The following is a 12157-nucleotide window of genomic DNA, read 5'->3' as shown; positions in this document are numbered from 1 at the left end:
CCCCCCAACCCCTAAAGGCTTCTCAAATGGCCCGTTCTGTCGGTCTGAGGCGGTCCGATTTACGCCGGGGATGTTCGTGTATGTCACAGCCCACGCAAACGGTAGTTCAGCTTCCCGATCTCCCCTGCGGTCATTTCTTCGGGGGTATATAGGGCTTTTCCGAGATTCCCCTTACTCATTTCAAAAAGTCGACTTGCCGTGGCTTCCCCCAGCGCGGGGATCAGCTCGTAATAGTATTCCGAAGTCCAGATGGTCGGTTTGTGGTTGAAATGCCGGTACTCTATGAGACCATACATCTCGTCGTAGACCGCCTTCGAAATTTCGGGATACCCTTTCTTCTCGTCAGGCTTCCCCTTCAAGATGTCATCGATCAGCAAAACCTCTACCGACTGAAGCCCCTCCCGAATGCGTTGGACGTCGGCTGAACCGGCATCGTATCGACTGAACATTTCCTTGAAGCCGTTGACGAAATTGAAGTACAAGACCCGTATGCCCTTCTTCACCATGAGGTTATTGGCGACCGCAAAGGCTACATGCGATTTACCAGAACCCGACGCCCCGACTAATCCAAGTGAGTGTCCTTCCTCCCTGTGCCGGATCTCTTCAAAATCTTTTGCGTATGTGTACGCCTTCTGATGCAGCTCCTGGTGGCGCTGATCTCCGGACCAATCCAGGAAGTTCCCGAAGGTCTTTCGTTGGAAATCTGCAGTTATGTTGGACGACTGGAGAATCTTTTGGATCCTTTTCTTATCCCGACACTCGCACTGCTCGTACATGGGTTGGCCTTCGATCGTTACCAGGTATCCCTCTTGATCCTTGCACTTAGCGCACTCATACGTTTGCTTTGGCTTGGTCACGCTTGCGGAGGAAGTCTGCTGCACTTGGTGGTGCTTGAACTTGTCGAGTACCTGCTGCCATTCTTGAAGGGCGCTGTTGATTGCCTCCACTCATCACACCTCCGTTCTCTACTCCGTGAAGGGGAATGACCTTCTTCTGTGTCCGCTCTCTCTCATGGACGATCAAATCTCGAACCGTTTTGATATTCGCATCAGCCCAACTATTCAAGGTCTTCCAGAGATAGTTTTTGGGGCTGTCCGTCGCATCTTGTTTTGCATGCTCCACGGCAGCGAGAATAACTTCTGGAGCCATACCGTCATCGTCTTGATAGCTAGAGAGGCGTTCACGATCCATCGCCGACATCACTCGGAACATGGATTGCCATAAATCACAAATTTGATTCCAAGTATCAGGCGCGTCATTTTCTATCTGTCTATCTATCTGTCTATCTATCTTTCTTTCCGTCATAGAAGAAACTCGGTTGTCGGCTAACCTGTCGGTGAACTTGTCGGGAAACCTGTCGGGAAACCTGTCGGTTAACTCGTCGGTTTCGTATGCGTTCTTTTCCGAGTTGTCGGCTAACTTGTCGGTTTCGTATGCGTGGTCTTCCGACAACTTTGGAAAGTAAAACTCGTTTAGGCAGTAGATTCCTCCGGCTTTTCCTTTCTGAGTTTTATAGCTTTTTAGTATCCCGAATTGAACTAATCTATTACGAGTTTCGTTCAACGTATCTCTGTGCTTGATCCCGGTCAGAAACATCAACTCGTCATTGGTCATATCGAAAGTCCACTGCTGATTCATTTCGAGAAAGCGCAATTCCAGCACTTGCATCATAATGAATCCAAGCTGCCCGACTTTTGGGATTCCACCAATGGGTCGTATCCGTTCCAATACTTCTGGTCTTCTCATGCCGTATTTCCCCCTTTCTTTATGAAATTTTGCGATTCTGAACCATTTCCAAAAAACTCAATGGAACCTCCCAGGGCGGTTGCTTTCGCTTGCTCACACACTTAAGCAGTGCCCAATACTGGCCGTCGCGCAAGAAGGTTTTAGAGACCTTCCAGCGCATGAAACGCAGCTCGTATATTTCATCTTTCATATGGGCCACCACCTATCCCGACCGGAGAGGCACGACCTTTTTCGTTCCAGTGACTTTATGTTCGAGATGCCATTCTGTAGGCAGCTTCTTTCGGATCAACCAATTGTCGGGCTGGATCTTGGGCAGTAGCTTCTTCAGGAAGAGCTTTTCTTTCAGCTGCAATCCCCTTGTCTTCATCCGCTTTCACTCTCCCTACGGCTGGTCGAACAAATCGAATTCACCTACTGATACTTGTCCCACAATTGGCTCTTGTCGATCTTGAGACTCTAGCTCCATGACTTTGCGAAGGCCAATGACCTCGGGAAGCTTCAACTGACGAGCTGTTTTCCCGGTCTTTTCTTTGATGTAGGCTTTCAGGTCATCTTCGGAGAAACCATTTGCTTCACTCAATCGTCGAACTTCTTCCCACGCGTTTTTCATCTCAACCTCTGGGTCGATATGTTTGCCTTCATCAACCTCGATAGTTCTCGGTGTTGCCATCTCGACATCAATCACTGGCTTGGATTGATCGGGCTTATAGGTAGGGATGCTTGTAGTAGGCTCGCTTGGTTGTTCGTCCTCACCGATCTCTATGCCAAACTGAAGTTTTAGCGCCCGTTTAATCGCGTGCTTGCGGATCATGTCATCGTAGTAGTTGGCCCACATGTGCTTGTTGTTACCGGTCTCCATCGCCTTCGTTTCTTCTTTGCCTACCAGAACTAGCACAGAAGGGAAATTTTTGCGGTGGGCAATGCAGTATGCACCAACTGTCTTCCCGCGGGTAAATCCATTGACCTTATGTTCAACCTCGGCCTTAATCACATCAGCTTGGAAATGGTCATTCTCTTTCACGACCTCGGCTGTGAAGCCAGCAAAATCCTCACGGCGCCTTGCGATCGCTTGGATGCCCTCCACACTGATCTGGATGTTTGCCTTGTCTCCATACTTGATGAAGTAAATCTGATTCAAAAACGGATTCAGCTGCGCCGACTGGCACATGTTGATGAATAGGGACAACTCGTGCGGTGTCGCACCACGCGCAATGGTATTGACTAGTGTATCGCGCTCTTCTTTGGTGAAGGCAGGGACCACATTATTTGTGGCCACCTGCGCGATTGCGTTTTGGGTCATGAAGCCTTCGCCTCCTGTTTACCATCAGATTCAATTTTTAAAGGACCAGGGACAACGCGAGAAATGAATACCTGTGACGGAACCTGCGGGAGCTCTACGATGCTCTCTGCGTTATCGATGAACACCGGATAGTGGCTGCCAGACAACTTCATAAGTGCTGTTGCAACCTCCAGACCGGCTTTCATCTTTTCAGAAAGAGAAAGCAGTCTGAATGGGACACCGTTTCGCTCAATTTCAAAAGCAGGGTTGTAATTATCCTTTGAGGCCACATAATCAAACAGGCGTACAGTTACGGTTGTGAACAAGGCGCTGATTTTCTCCACCATGAGCTCCGCACGCTTCGCACGGAAGTTCTTTACGCAGCTGATCATGTAATTAGCTCGTCCAAATGCTTTTGTTTGCTGTGTAAGGTCAGCCTCTGCTGCACTCACCTTCTCATTCATTTCAGCAATCCTAGAGGCAGCAGCCTTTACTCTCTCGAGCATCGCCATTTCATCCAGTAGTGGCTTGGGATCAAAAACTGCTTCGCCTTCGAGTAACAAATCCAGCTCGGCATTCAACTTTTGAATTTCCATTTTCAAGTTCTGCATCGCAGATTTCTTCTCATTAATCTTTATCTGTTGAGCTGTCATCACGTTCTCAATATGAGAGTGTGGGAGACCTTGTTTGCAGGTTGGGCATGTATCGGGAGCAGGCTGCACAGCCAAATGGTCAGCCTCGCTTTTGAGGCGGCGACCGTCGTTCATCCTTCTTTCAATCTCCCGTTTAAGGGCTGCCCTCCGCTCTTTGATGCCCGATGATGTCATCTGGGTGAGTTCCTCCCGGATCTCAGCTATCCGATCGTCGATCTGATTGAAAGCGATGGGGCAGGATTCAATCGTCGCCTTATCGGCTTCCCCTTGCTCCTGCAGGGTACGGATGCGTGAGCGTAAGGCCGTACCTTCTGCCTCGGATTTCTTAACCGTCTCGCGGGCTTTCTCCTCAATCTTGTCCAGTTCTCGTTGCTTCAGTTCCGCCTCAAGCATCTCTTTTTCTACAGAAGACAGCTTGTCCAGTACTTCGCCGTTTGTTGGCTCTTGAACATATTGAGTAAGTTGCTTTCGCTGTTCTTGCCAATGTTGCGCTGTAAAGAACATTGGGTTGAATTGAGACAGGAATAGTTCTCTTGGTACGATGTTTTTTACGTGTTCATCGAACTGTTTCGCCTTGATAGGATCTTCGTTCAGGTGATAGGATGTTTTGCCCCCAGACAAAGTTCTCCGGAACAAAACTGGCTTTTGATCGAGGTGGATAAGAGCCTCTATGTACGTTTCAGCTCCCAAGTATGTGGTGGGCAGAGGGTCAAGCGTCTTGCCCATCGCGTCCGTTCCGTAAAACAGCCAGGAAATCGAATCCGCGATCGTTGACTTTCCTTTCCCGTTGTCACCGTCGATTTTGACCAGGTTGCTGCCAGTGATTTCTAAACGACGGTGGCCTTTGAATTCGTTAATGACCAGTCTTTCGATCGTTACTTTCAAGCAAATACCTCCCACTTGTTTTTTGGGGGTCTATCCGCTACGATTAATTTGATTCCCAATCGTGCATCAAGACCGAAGGCTCAGCGTTGCCGCGCTGGGTCTTTTACTTTTTTGGTAAGCATTTGTCGCAAAGAGCAATTCCAGACATTTGCCCTGGTCGATTGACAACGCTGGTAAGTATCTCTTGCTCTTTGCTTTGGCAGGCGCCGCAGCCGCCGTGTTTTACCTCTGCCATATCCGTTCCCCCCTTTCTTAGTCGCGAGGTCGCCGCCGTCCCAACCTCTACGGCAGCCGTTGCAGTTCCTTGCCTACGCCCGTTGTGACCCCGCATATTTGACCTGTCTCATCAGTGCCGGGCGGTCAGATCCGGCAGACTGAGGCATTGTGCCCCAGTTTCGACTCAATAAAAATCCCGTTGTGAGAATCCGTGGTATCCAAGTACGTTCCGTTGAAAAGCCGCGTGATCTTGAATGGTCTCCTGAATCGTTTCCTTTGCTTCTTCAAAAATCTCGTGATCAATTCGTTTCCATAGCTCTTCTTTGAGTGCCTGATCATCTTCTATTTCAAACTTTTCTGCGAGTTCTTCGGTCAAACGTTCAAAAGTTATTTCTTCACGAAGATCAATGAAGCCATCCTCCACATAACCATATGGGTCTTCCTCGTACTCCCTTACAATCCGCTCGGCAAGCTCTCGCGCCCGATCGTTTAGAAAGGCATCCGACCATTCATGCGCTTGCACGTTCATGTTGAATGCTCTCCTTCCCCGGCTGGACTGGTGACAATTTGTTTAGAAAATCGCGAAGCCTCATGATTTCATCCCAGTTTTGCAAGGTGATTTGGGTAAGCTCCCATTGCTGTTCAGGTTTTGGATCCTTTACCTCCGTGATTCTCAATGTTCCATCAGAAAGAAATGTTGCAAAACGATCGAACCGACCGCCAATGAATTCATCGCTGATTACATCAGGTTTTGCCATTCTCTTGCCCTCCCGTATTTAGTTGTGGTATTCTTCCGTTGAGATATTTTCTAAGCCGTCTGTTCGCTGCAGGCGGTTTTTTCTTTGTAACGAGATGAAATACTGTTGATCATTACGTACTCGCGGGCTTGTTTGATTTCTGCTACCTTGTCAGCAATTGCCCTGTCATATATAGGATTCAGTGCCATTCCTCTGCGCTCTGACCTGTCAGCTCTCTCACGCAATGACTTGATCACCCATCCTAATTCCTCTTCATCTACTGGCTGTTGGCGTTTAACCTTCGCAGCGAGTATCCACCGTTTATCCTTCAATAAATCGATTGGTGTAAGAGCATCCCTCCTGGCTGCCTCAACCAGGGCAGTATGGATCGTGTCCCTATCAGCATCCGAGAGTATTTCCAAAGTTTCTGGCCCCTGGTATGCAGTCATTTCCCAGACACCTCTTTCATCATTTTCATTAGGCCGTTTCTCATCCACTTGGACTTGTGTATGGCCCACTGCTTAATCCAAGACACCTTGTACTCGCGGCAAAGTATGGCTGCAAGATTAGTGCTGGCTGTAACGACATCCAATGTTTCCTGAATCAACGTCTCAATCTCTTGTCTTTCTTGTGGCGTTAATGATCGTGGTGGCGCGGAGATTATTCTTTCCTCAGCTCTTTGGATTACCTTCAGGAGTTCAAGCATTTCGTGTTCTGTTCGATCTAACACCGTATGGCGGTTTACTTCGATCCTGTCCCCATCCATAATCCCTGGGCTAGTTCCTGCTGTTGATTCATCTGCAGCTGCCATCGCCAAGAATGGGTTGTCAGTAATTAAAATTGATTTGGATTTAACATCGGGTGGAGCTACTGCCCTTCCGTTTTTATATGCACTAACAGACTCAGGACTTACATGTGCATCGAAGCTGAAACTCAGTTGTGTTATGCCTGCTTCCATAAGCGCCTGGCCCAATTGTTGACCGTACTGATTAGGGCTCATGCGTTCGTCTCTCCTTTACTGGGAGTATTTGGTTGCCGTATTACAATATAAATGTGCTCATCTTCCAGACTCTCCCTCGGCCACGGTATGAGCCGAGGGCATTTTTTCTTTATTAATCAGTTCGTGCAGCCGAACTTTATATGCCAACAGGATGGGTTGACGCCGAGCTCGTTTATCACGAGACCATTTTGCTGATTGGTTGACTTTCTTGGCATACCAACCAATTCGTTTTACTAATTGATCGAGTTTATCCAGGGTAGTCATCTCCTTCTTACTGCTTTACAAGCAGGAACTTATAGCGACCGTTGGCGCTCTTCTCGATGTCGAAAAGCGACCACCCATCTTGAAGTAGCTGATTAGCTTCTTTGGCATCGTTTGTTTCAAGTAACCCTTTGATGTCCGAGTAGTTCATTGGTATCCTCCTCAAGTGCTTGTCCAGTGTGACACCGGTTCCCCGGTGCTACGCAGAATCGTTTTCTCGCGATGCTTCAGCTTTTGCCACGTTGATCAGTGCGGCGATCCGAGCTTTCTTAAATCTCTGAACCTCCGGCAAGGAGTCGTTTTCAATCCACCAGCGCTCCTGCTCGTCAGGTGTCATAAACGGAAGTGCCGAGCGAATCTTGATAGTTGTGTTTCCAACTTGCGTTTCAAATGTTGGGCGTTTCAAAGGATCTCGATCGTGTTCCATACCCACATCACCCCTTGTTCTATGGGTATGCGGTTGGTGAAGTGGGACAACCTTGTTCATTTTGGATCAGCTCCTTTCACGCGCTACTGGCTTTTGGGTGTGATTGTAGCTTCGCAAGTACCTCGGCAGGAATTTTTTCACGATAAGCAGCCGCTTTTAACTCAATAGGATCAATTCCAAGAACTTTTGATATTGCTTCATTCAATTTGTCTCCAGCAGGCGCAGTTTTTCCGTTTTGAAGCCTGCTTAGATATTCATTAGTTGGACTTTTTCCTGTAATTTCACCTATCATTTCAGCGATCTTATTAAGTTTCAGACCACTCTCAGAAACCGCAAGTGAAAGCAATTCAGAGTAACGCTTACCCATACAAGGACTCACCGCCTTTCTAGTTGATCAATTTATGTTATTGTTTTGTGATCTAAAATTATCACATAGACTTTAGGTAGTCAACTATTATTGATGTAAATTTTGCAATTTAGCCTTATTGATATTTAAATGTCATTGTGAAATAATTTCACCTAAGGAGGTGTGTCCCTTGAATTACGCTGATCTTCTGAAAAGCTACATAAAAAAATCGAGATATACTCTTGAAGAAATCTCAGAACTATTAGTAAAAAAGGGATTATCAGCTACTCGGGAGCATCTCAGTCGGTTGCAGAATGGAAAATCACAACCTGCATCCGATGAACTAAATCGTGCATTGGCTGAGATTACTGGTGGAGATATAAACCAATTACTTTGGGCCGCATACGTTGAAAAAGCTCCTCCAGAGATAAAGGAAGTTTTAGTTCCAATTGATGAAGAGTTATTGAAAAAGCTGCATGATATTGCAGAGCTCAAGGAATCTGCTGATCCTAACGAGTTGATAACTCAATATCAATCGAAAGTTGAGGAAAATAATTTCGTAACCCTGTTTAATGAAAAACTTGACGATCCTGATGATTACTTTTTCTTGGATGGATATCTCGATGCTCCTGAAGATGAAAAAAAAGAACTGCGCAGATATTTCTTTGAAATAAAAAAGAAAATGCGAGAGAATAACGTTAAAACAACTCAGACACCATCGTTGCTTGAAATTACAAACCAAATCAAAAAAGCCCAGAAAGATTAGGGCTTTTTCTTAGACCATAATACCGAACATATGTTTTCGTTTTCGTTGGGAGGATGCACATGTTAAAAGAGCTTTGGAAACCACAAACATGGTTAGAGGAACAGGTTTATATGCTGCTGAGATATCACGGGATCGAAAACCCGGAAGAAATAGATTTACTCAATCTCTGCAAGTCTTATCGAATTGAGGTACAACTGATCGTCGGACGCAGTCGTACTCATACACATCCTTTCAAGCAGGGTTGGTATTTAATCTGTATCGATAGCAGCTTAGACCCAGTTTCAAGACGCTTACGAATTGCTCATGAATTTGGTCATCTGGTGCTTCATGTAGGGGTACAGCCGAACTCCTGTGAATTGATGATTGAATGGCAAGAGTCACAAATAAACCATTTTGTTGAACATCTTTTAATGCCCTTTTATATGTTTGAGCGCTTAGCGTACAAAGTGAGTTTCTACGAAGCGCCTAAGTACATCTCCCAAGTGTTTATGGTTCCAGAAAATGTTGCAAAAAAACGCTTCGATCGATTTGTCAGCAGAATGTATGCAAAAGGATATTCACATTACATCTAGGAGGAAACAATATGAAACAGGTTCACATCATTGGAGAAGCTTACACTGAATTCTTTTTTGATCTCCCTTTGGAGGACGAAGAAATTTCCCTTAAGCCGTACATCGAAGTAGCGCCATATCATCAAGCTCGCTTTGGGCTTCAAATAGACGACGATGGTCTTGCTGGTTGGGGAATCGAGAAAGGTGATTATCTCCTGATATCTGATTTTTCAGCAGAACCAATATTCGGAAAGCCGGTAATGGTACGTCGAGATGGGCAGTTCTTAATTCGCATCGCAGCAGACGTTAATCCTGTTGAGTCAACATTCACAACATGTGATGATGTATATCCTCCGATCACTTTGCCATCAGAGAACATCCGAATCATTGGGGTAGTATCTGGTTTCATAAAAGCGACAGAAGATGTGAAGCTGATCCGCCGTTACGATTTTGAGGAAGAATATGTATAAGCCAAATTCCAACACCCTTCGTCTTTGCAGATTGATATAATCGTGGGGAGGTGATTCCATGAGCCGCCCTACGCACTTGGACGTATTCATATACTTACGTAAGAGTAGGAAAGACGTTGAAGAGGAACGCAAAGCACTGGAGAGCAGCTCTCCATTTGATACATTAGCGAAGCATCGTCGCGAGCTGCTGGAGCTGATCCGACGTGAGGGACATAATGTCATTGGTATCTTTGAGGAAGTCGTATCTGGAGAGTACCTCTCGGAGCGCCCAGAAGCCCAGGAGATGCTACGGCAGATTGAAGAAGGAATGGTCGAAGGCGTCGTAGTAATGGACCTGGATCGACTAGGTCGTGGAGATATGATCGATGCTGGGACTATTTTCAGAGCATTCAAGTTCTCCGAAACTCTGATTATTACACCATCAGAAGTTATCGACTGTAACGCAGAAGGAGCCGAACTGCTCTTTGGGGTCAAATCAATCATCGCTCGTGAAGAATTGAAACAGATCAATAAACGCCTACAGGGTGGGAGAAGACGTTCTGCCAAGGATGGGAAATCCATTACTCGAAAGCCTCCCTATGGGTATTCCCGCGATGAAAACCTCAAGCTAATTCTGCATCCGGATGAAGCCCCTATTATTCAAAAGATATTTGAAATGATTGCAGGTGGTCATGGACGCCAAGCTGTTGTAAAACACTTGGACTCCCTAGGCATAAAACCACCAGAGGGCGACTTGTGGGAGCAATCTACCATATCGCACATTATCAAAAACGAGGTTTATTTAGGCCATATCATTTGGGGCAAAGAGAAACACATGAAACGGAATGGTAAACGGGTAAAGAAAAAGGTTCCTCCTGAGTTGTGGATCAGACATGAAGATGCTCATGAAGCTCTAATTACCCAAGAACAATTTGATGAAGCCAACACAGCTCTTCGTGACAGATGGAGAGCCCCCACCAAAGAAGGAGTGGGTTTGAGCAACCCCTTAGCAGGTATCATCAAGTGTGGAGTATGTGAGAGGGCCTTATATATGACCCGGAGTGCAGATAGACCCAACCCCCAGCTGCGTTGCATTAATCCCAGGTGCCAAGGAGTTCAGAAAGGTGTATTATTGCCCCTAGTAGAACATCGTATTCTACAGGCCCTCGAGATACTTGCTTGGAAATCTCCCCTGTCTGAACAAGAGGTAGCCGCGTCGTTGACATCTGAGCAAGAAGATATAGTCGTCATCAGGCAGAAACAGATTGCTCATCTCAACAAAGAGCTTTCCGAGCTGAATTCTATGAGGGAAACAGCATTCGAGATGCTGGAGAAAAAGGTATACAGTGAGGAAGTGTTTCTCCAGCGACATAAAAGTATCTCGGATAAGATCAAGGAAGCTGAAGCCTCCACCTCTCGTCTTCAAAAAGAGATCGACGAAGAGCTGCACAGAAGAAAGCACCAACAAACGATCGTTCCAAAAGTCCGTGCTGTTTTGGAGAACTATTATAATATGGATGATTTGGAACAAAAAAATCACCTTCTCAAGTCGATTATTGAGAAGGTGATGTTCATCCGAAAGAAAGAATGGACGAAAAAAGATCAGTTTGAAATTGAGGTCATCCCGAGGTTCCCGATTTAGGCGGGAGCCTCATTTTTTCAAACACCTGCCCCTAGATCACTCTTGGGAATTAACTATTACCTTAATAAGCGCTGATTGAAGCATATTCGTTAATTCTGCTTCGTTGTCGTATAAAATAATAGATTTTGATTGGAGATCAAAAGGAACTTCTGAAAGAGATTTAGAGATAAGAATTGTTGGTTTATCTAATGCATGTGCTATCCCTAATTCATAAAAGACATTTGGATTTCGTCCGCTAATATTAGCTATAATAATACGAGAATTAACTATCTTCTTTACAATATGCGGTAAAATCTCACCTGATACTAATTCTTCGTCTCCCCTGCTGCAAGTAAGATTTGAAGCATAACAAACACCTTTAATTATATCGTATGTTGCTCTCATATCTTTATGAAATGGGGTTAAAACAAAGACGCTATTAGGATTTATTACCATGTCATCTTCATTAATTCCGAAACTCCTTAAAAAATTGCTCAGTTCTGCTTTCTTCTGCCTTTTCGTATAATCCACATTATTATTTTCCGGGGCAATCACTAAATGATTCATATCCTTAAATCCATCAACGTCAGTTGTCATTCTGTTGTTTAATTTTGAGATTTTTGCTTCAAGATGTTCTCTTAGAGAATTTATTTCAATCATTTTTCGTTCTTCATTATAAGTATTTTTTAACCTAATCATATTAATATAAACATAGAATACTGCTGAGAATGTAGCCAACAATATTGCAACACTAATTATTAATTGGTACGTATCACTCATTTAATTATTAACCTCACTTATCATCTGAATGAGTTTGACAACTCCTGTAATAGTTAAAAAATAGCTAAACAATGTTAATAAAAAGCTTCGGACTATTTTTTTTTGCAATAACAATCTCTCAGAACGCCTCCAACAAATTATTACAATAACGATCAGAATAATGTAAACAACTAATAAGGCGACGCCGCCCTGCATTGTTGCCAAAAAGGGAAGTTCCTTAATCTCACCACTGGAAAGCTTTGCTAAGGAAGCTTTGTTAGCAAGTGCTATATAAGTACTCAAAAATGCAAAATTAGCAAACAACAAATCAACTGGAAACTCCAATAGTGCAATTCCTACATTTTCATGGTCAGAAGTCCTATCAATAACTAACTTTAATATGAATGCTAAAACAACTACCAAGCATGATGTAATAATATCTCCCATATCTAACTTCTTCC

General features: G+C 44.8%; 21 protein-coding genes and 1 other RNA gene. 4 read left to right on the top strand and 18 right to left on the bottom strand.

Annotated elements, in window-relative coordinates; translation table 11 throughout:
• Positions 1–83 precede the first annotated feature (83 nt).
• From JNE38_RS05305 to JNE38_RS05240, 16 genes are all read right to left on the bottom strand, one after another.
• The gene (locus JNE38_RS05305; protein WP_203355572.1) at positions 84–776 is read right to left on the bottom strand and encodes an ATP-binding protein; all 693 of its coding nucleotides are present in this window, start codon (positions 774–776) and stop codon (positions 84–86) included.
• Between the two features lie 55 nt (positions 777–831).
• Complete coding sequence (locus tag JNE38_RS05300) at positions 832–1746, bottom strand: DnaD domain-containing protein (protein ID WP_203355571.1); 915 nt, start codon at positions 1744–1746, stop codon at positions 832–834.
• 19 nt (positions 1747–1765) lie between these two features.
• Entirely contained in the window at positions 1766–1936 is a 171-nt protein-coding gene (locus tag JNE38_RS05295) for a hypothetical protein (RefSeq protein ID WP_203355570.1), read from the bottom strand.
• Between the two features lie 12 nt (positions 1937–1948).
• Positions 1949–2113 carry a DUF6906 family protein gene (locus JNE38_RS05290; protein ID WP_203355569.1) on the bottom strand — a complete coding sequence of 55 codons (165 nt, stop codon included), beginning with the start codon at positions 2111–2113 and terminating at the stop codon, positions 1949–1951.
• A 15-nt stretch (positions 2114–2128) separates the two neighbouring features.
• The gene (locus tag JNE38_RS05285) at positions 2129–3046 is read right to left on the bottom strand and encodes a RecT family recombinase (protein WP_203355568.1); all 918 of its coding nucleotides are present in this window, start codon (positions 3044–3046) and stop codon (positions 2129–2131) included.
• Positions 3043–4563 carry an ATP-binding protein gene (locus JNE38_RS05280; RefSeq protein WP_203355567.1) on the bottom strand — a complete coding sequence of 507 codons (1521 nt, stop codon included), beginning with the start codon at positions 4561–4563 and terminating at the stop codon, positions 3043–3045. Before JNE38_RS05280 ends, JNE38_RS05285 begins: the two co-directional genes overlap by 4 nt.
• A gap of 103 nt (positions 4564–4666) precedes the next feature.
• The gene (locus JNE38_RS30910; RefSeq protein ID WP_275296682.1) at positions 4667–4798 is read right to left on the bottom strand and encodes a hypothetical protein; all 132 of its coding nucleotides are present in this window, start codon (positions 4796–4798) and stop codon (positions 4667–4669) included.
• Between the two features lie 97 nt (positions 4799–4895).
• An RNA gene (locus tag JNE38_RS05275) (hammerhead ribozyme type II) lies at positions 4896–4964 on the bottom strand.
• On the bottom strand, positions 4964–5308 hold the full coding sequence (locus tag JNE38_RS05270) for a hypothetical protein (RefSeq protein WP_203355566.1): 345 nt from the start codon (positions 5306–5308) through the stop codon (positions 4964–4966). Before JNE38_RS05270 ends, JNE38_RS05275 begins: the two co-directional genes overlap by 1 nt.
• Complete coding sequence (locus JNE38_RS05265) at positions 5289–5537, bottom strand: hypothetical protein (protein ID WP_203355565.1); 249 nt, start codon at positions 5535–5537, stop codon at positions 5289–5291. Before JNE38_RS05265 ends, JNE38_RS05270 begins: the two co-directional genes overlap by 20 nt.
• Positions 5538–5587: 50 nt before the next feature.
• Positions 5588–5965 (bottom strand): hypothetical protein, encoded by a 378-nt coding sequence (locus JNE38_RS05260; protein ID WP_203355564.1) that lies wholly within the window; start codon positions 5963–5965, stop codon positions 5588–5590.
• Positions 5962–6516 (bottom strand): XRE family transcriptional regulator, encoded by a 555-nt coding sequence (locus JNE38_RS05255; protein WP_203355563.1) that lies wholly within the window; start codon positions 6514–6516, stop codon positions 5962–5964. Before JNE38_RS05255 ends, JNE38_RS05260 begins: the two co-directional genes overlap by 4 nt.
• A 57-nt stretch (positions 6517–6573) precedes the next feature.
• Positions 6574–6780 carry a hypothetical protein gene (locus tag JNE38_RS30520; protein ID WP_238933563.1) on the bottom strand — a complete coding sequence of 69 codons (207 nt, stop codon included), beginning with the start codon at positions 6778–6780 and terminating at the stop codon, positions 6574–6576.
• A gap of 7 nt (positions 6781–6787) precedes the next feature.
• The gene (locus JNE38_RS05250; protein WP_203355562.1) at positions 6788–6928 is read right to left on the bottom strand and encodes a hypothetical protein; all 141 of its coding nucleotides are present in this window, start codon (positions 6926–6928) and stop codon (positions 6788–6790) included.
• Positions 6929–6976: 48 nt separating this feature from the next.
• Positions 6977–7264 carry a hypothetical protein gene (locus JNE38_RS05245; RefSeq protein WP_203355561.1) on the bottom strand — a complete coding sequence of 96 codons (288 nt, stop codon included), beginning with the start codon at positions 7262–7264 and terminating at the stop codon, positions 6977–6979.
• A 16-nt stretch (positions 7265–7280) separates the two neighbouring features.
• Positions 7281–7571: a helix-turn-helix domain-containing protein gene (locus JNE38_RS05240; protein ID WP_203355560.1), complete on the bottom strand. Its 291-nt coding sequence runs from the start codon at positions 7569–7571 to the stop codon at positions 7281–7283.
• 169 nt (positions 7572–7740) lie between these two features.
• Here JNE38_RS05240 and JNE38_RS05235 point away from each other — a divergent pair, with 169 nt between their 5' ends.
• From JNE38_RS05235 to JNE38_RS05220, 4 genes are read left to right on the top strand one after another with little or no spacing between them, the layout of a single operon-like run.
• The gene (locus tag JNE38_RS05235) at positions 7741–8316 is read left to right on the top strand and encodes a hypothetical protein (RefSeq protein ID WP_203355559.1); all 576 of its coding nucleotides are present in this window, start codon (positions 7741–7743) and stop codon (positions 8314–8316) included.
• Positions 8317–8375: 59 nt separating this feature from the next.
• Positions 8376–8888 carry an ImmA/IrrE family metallo-endopeptidase gene (locus JNE38_RS05230; protein WP_238933562.1) on the top strand — a complete coding sequence of 171 codons (513 nt, stop codon included), beginning with the start codon at positions 8376–8378 and terminating at the stop codon, positions 8886–8888.
• Positions 8889–8899: 11 nt separating this feature from the next.
• Positions 8900–9337, top strand: coding sequence for a LexA family transcriptional regulator (locus JNE38_RS05225; RefSeq protein WP_203355557.1), 438 nt, complete (start codon positions 8900–8902; stop codon positions 9335–9337).
• 58 nt (positions 9338–9395) lie between these two features.
• Entirely contained in the window at positions 9396–10958 is a 1563-nt protein-coding gene (locus tag JNE38_RS05220; protein ID WP_203355556.1) for a recombinase family protein, read from the top strand.
• 36 nt (positions 10959–10994) lie between these two features.
• Here the strand turns inward: JNE38_RS05220 and JNE38_RS05215 are convergent, their stop codons facing one another.
• Complete coding sequence (locus JNE38_RS05215) at positions 10995–11717, bottom strand: hypothetical protein (RefSeq protein WP_203355555.1); 723 nt, start codon at positions 11715–11717, stop codon at positions 10995–10997.
• The gene (locus JNE38_RS05210; RefSeq protein WP_203355554.1) at positions 11718–12143 is read right to left on the bottom strand and encodes a hypothetical protein; all 426 of its coding nucleotides are present in this window, start codon (positions 12141–12143) and stop codon (positions 11718–11720) included.
• Positions 12144–12157 lie beyond the last annotated feature (14 nt).

The sequence above is a fragment of the Brevibacillus choshinensis genome (assembly GCF_016811915.1).
Lineage (GTDB): Bacteria > Bacillota > Bacilli > Brevibacillales > Brevibacillaceae > Brevibacillus > Brevibacillus choshinensis_A.
This window is presented reverse-complemented; position numbering and strand designations above follow the sequence as displayed.

Bases quoted from the DNA above. Each gene is read 5' to 3' on its own strand.
- JNE38_RS05305 (WP_203355572.1), bottom strand. From the start codon at position 776: ATGTACGAGCAGTGCGAGTGTCGGGATAAGAAAAGGATCCAAAAGATT.
- JNE38_RS05300 (WP_203355571.1), bottom strand. From the start codon at position 1,746: ATGAGAAGACCAGAAGTATTGGAACGGATACGACCCATTGGTGGAATC.
- JNE38_RS05295 (WP_203355570.1), bottom strand. From the start codon at position 1,936: ATGAAAGATGAAATATACGAGCTGCGTTTCATGCGCTGGAAGGTCTCT.
- JNE38_RS05290 (WP_203355569.1), bottom strand. From the start codon at position 2,113: ATGAAGACAAGGGGATTGCAGCTGAAAGAAAAGCTCTTCCTGAAGAAG.
- JNE38_RS05285 (WP_203355568.1), bottom strand. From the start codon at position 3,046: ATGACCCAAAACGCAATCGCGCAGGTGGCCACAAATAATGTGGTCCCT.
- JNE38_RS30910 (WP_275296682.1), bottom strand. From the start codon at position 4,798: ATGGCAGAGGTAAAACACGGCGGCTGCGGCGCCTGCCAAAGCAAAGAG.
- JNE38_RS05270 (WP_203355566.1), bottom strand. From the start codon at position 5,308: ATGAACGTGCAAGCGCATGAATGGTCGGATGCCTTTCTAAACGATCGG.
- JNE38_RS05265 (WP_203355565.1), bottom strand. From the start codon at position 5,537: ATGGCAAAACCTGATGTAATCAGCGATGAATTCATTGGCGGTCGGTTC.
- JNE38_RS05260 (WP_203355564.1), bottom strand. From the start codon at position 5,965: ATGACTGCATACCAGGGGCCAGAAACTTTGGAAATACTCTCGGATGCT.
- JNE38_RS05255 (WP_203355563.1), bottom strand. From the start codon at position 6,516: ATGAGCCCTAATCAGTACGGTCAACAATTGGGCCAGGCGCTTATGGAA.
- JNE38_RS30520 (WP_238933563.1), bottom strand. From the start codon at position 6,780: ATGACTACCCTGGATAAACTCGATCAATTAGTAAAACGAATTGGTTGG.
- JNE38_RS05250 (WP_203355562.1), bottom strand. From the start codon at position 6,928: ATGAACTACTCGGACATCAAAGGGTTACTTGAAACAAACGATGCCAAA.
- JNE38_RS05245 (WP_203355561.1), bottom strand. From the start codon at position 7,264: ATGAACAAGGTTGTCCCACTTCACCAACCGCATACCCATAGAACAAGG.
- JNE38_RS05240 (WP_203355560.1), bottom strand. From the start codon at position 7,571: ATGGGTAAGCGTTACTCTGAATTGCTTTCACTTGCGGTTTCTGAGAGT.
- JNE38_RS05230 (WP_238933562.1), top strand. From the start codon at position 8,376: ATGTTAAAAGAGCTTTGGAAACCACAAACATGGTTAGAGGAACAGGTT.
- JNE38_RS05225 (WP_203355557.1), top strand. From the start codon at position 8,900: ATGAAACAGGTTCACATCATTGGAGAAGCTTACACTGAATTCTTTTTT.
- JNE38_RS05220 (WP_203355556.1), top strand. From the start codon at position 9,396: ATGAGCCGCCCTACGCACTTGGACGTATTCATATACTTACGTAAGAGT.
- JNE38_RS05215 (WP_203355555.1), bottom strand. From the start codon at position 11,717: ATGAGTGATACGTACCAATTAATAATTAGTGTTGCAATATTGTTGGCT.
- JNE38_RS05210 (WP_203355554.1), bottom strand. From the start codon at position 12,143: ATGGGAGATATTATTACATCATGCTTGGTAGTTGTTTTAGCATTCATA.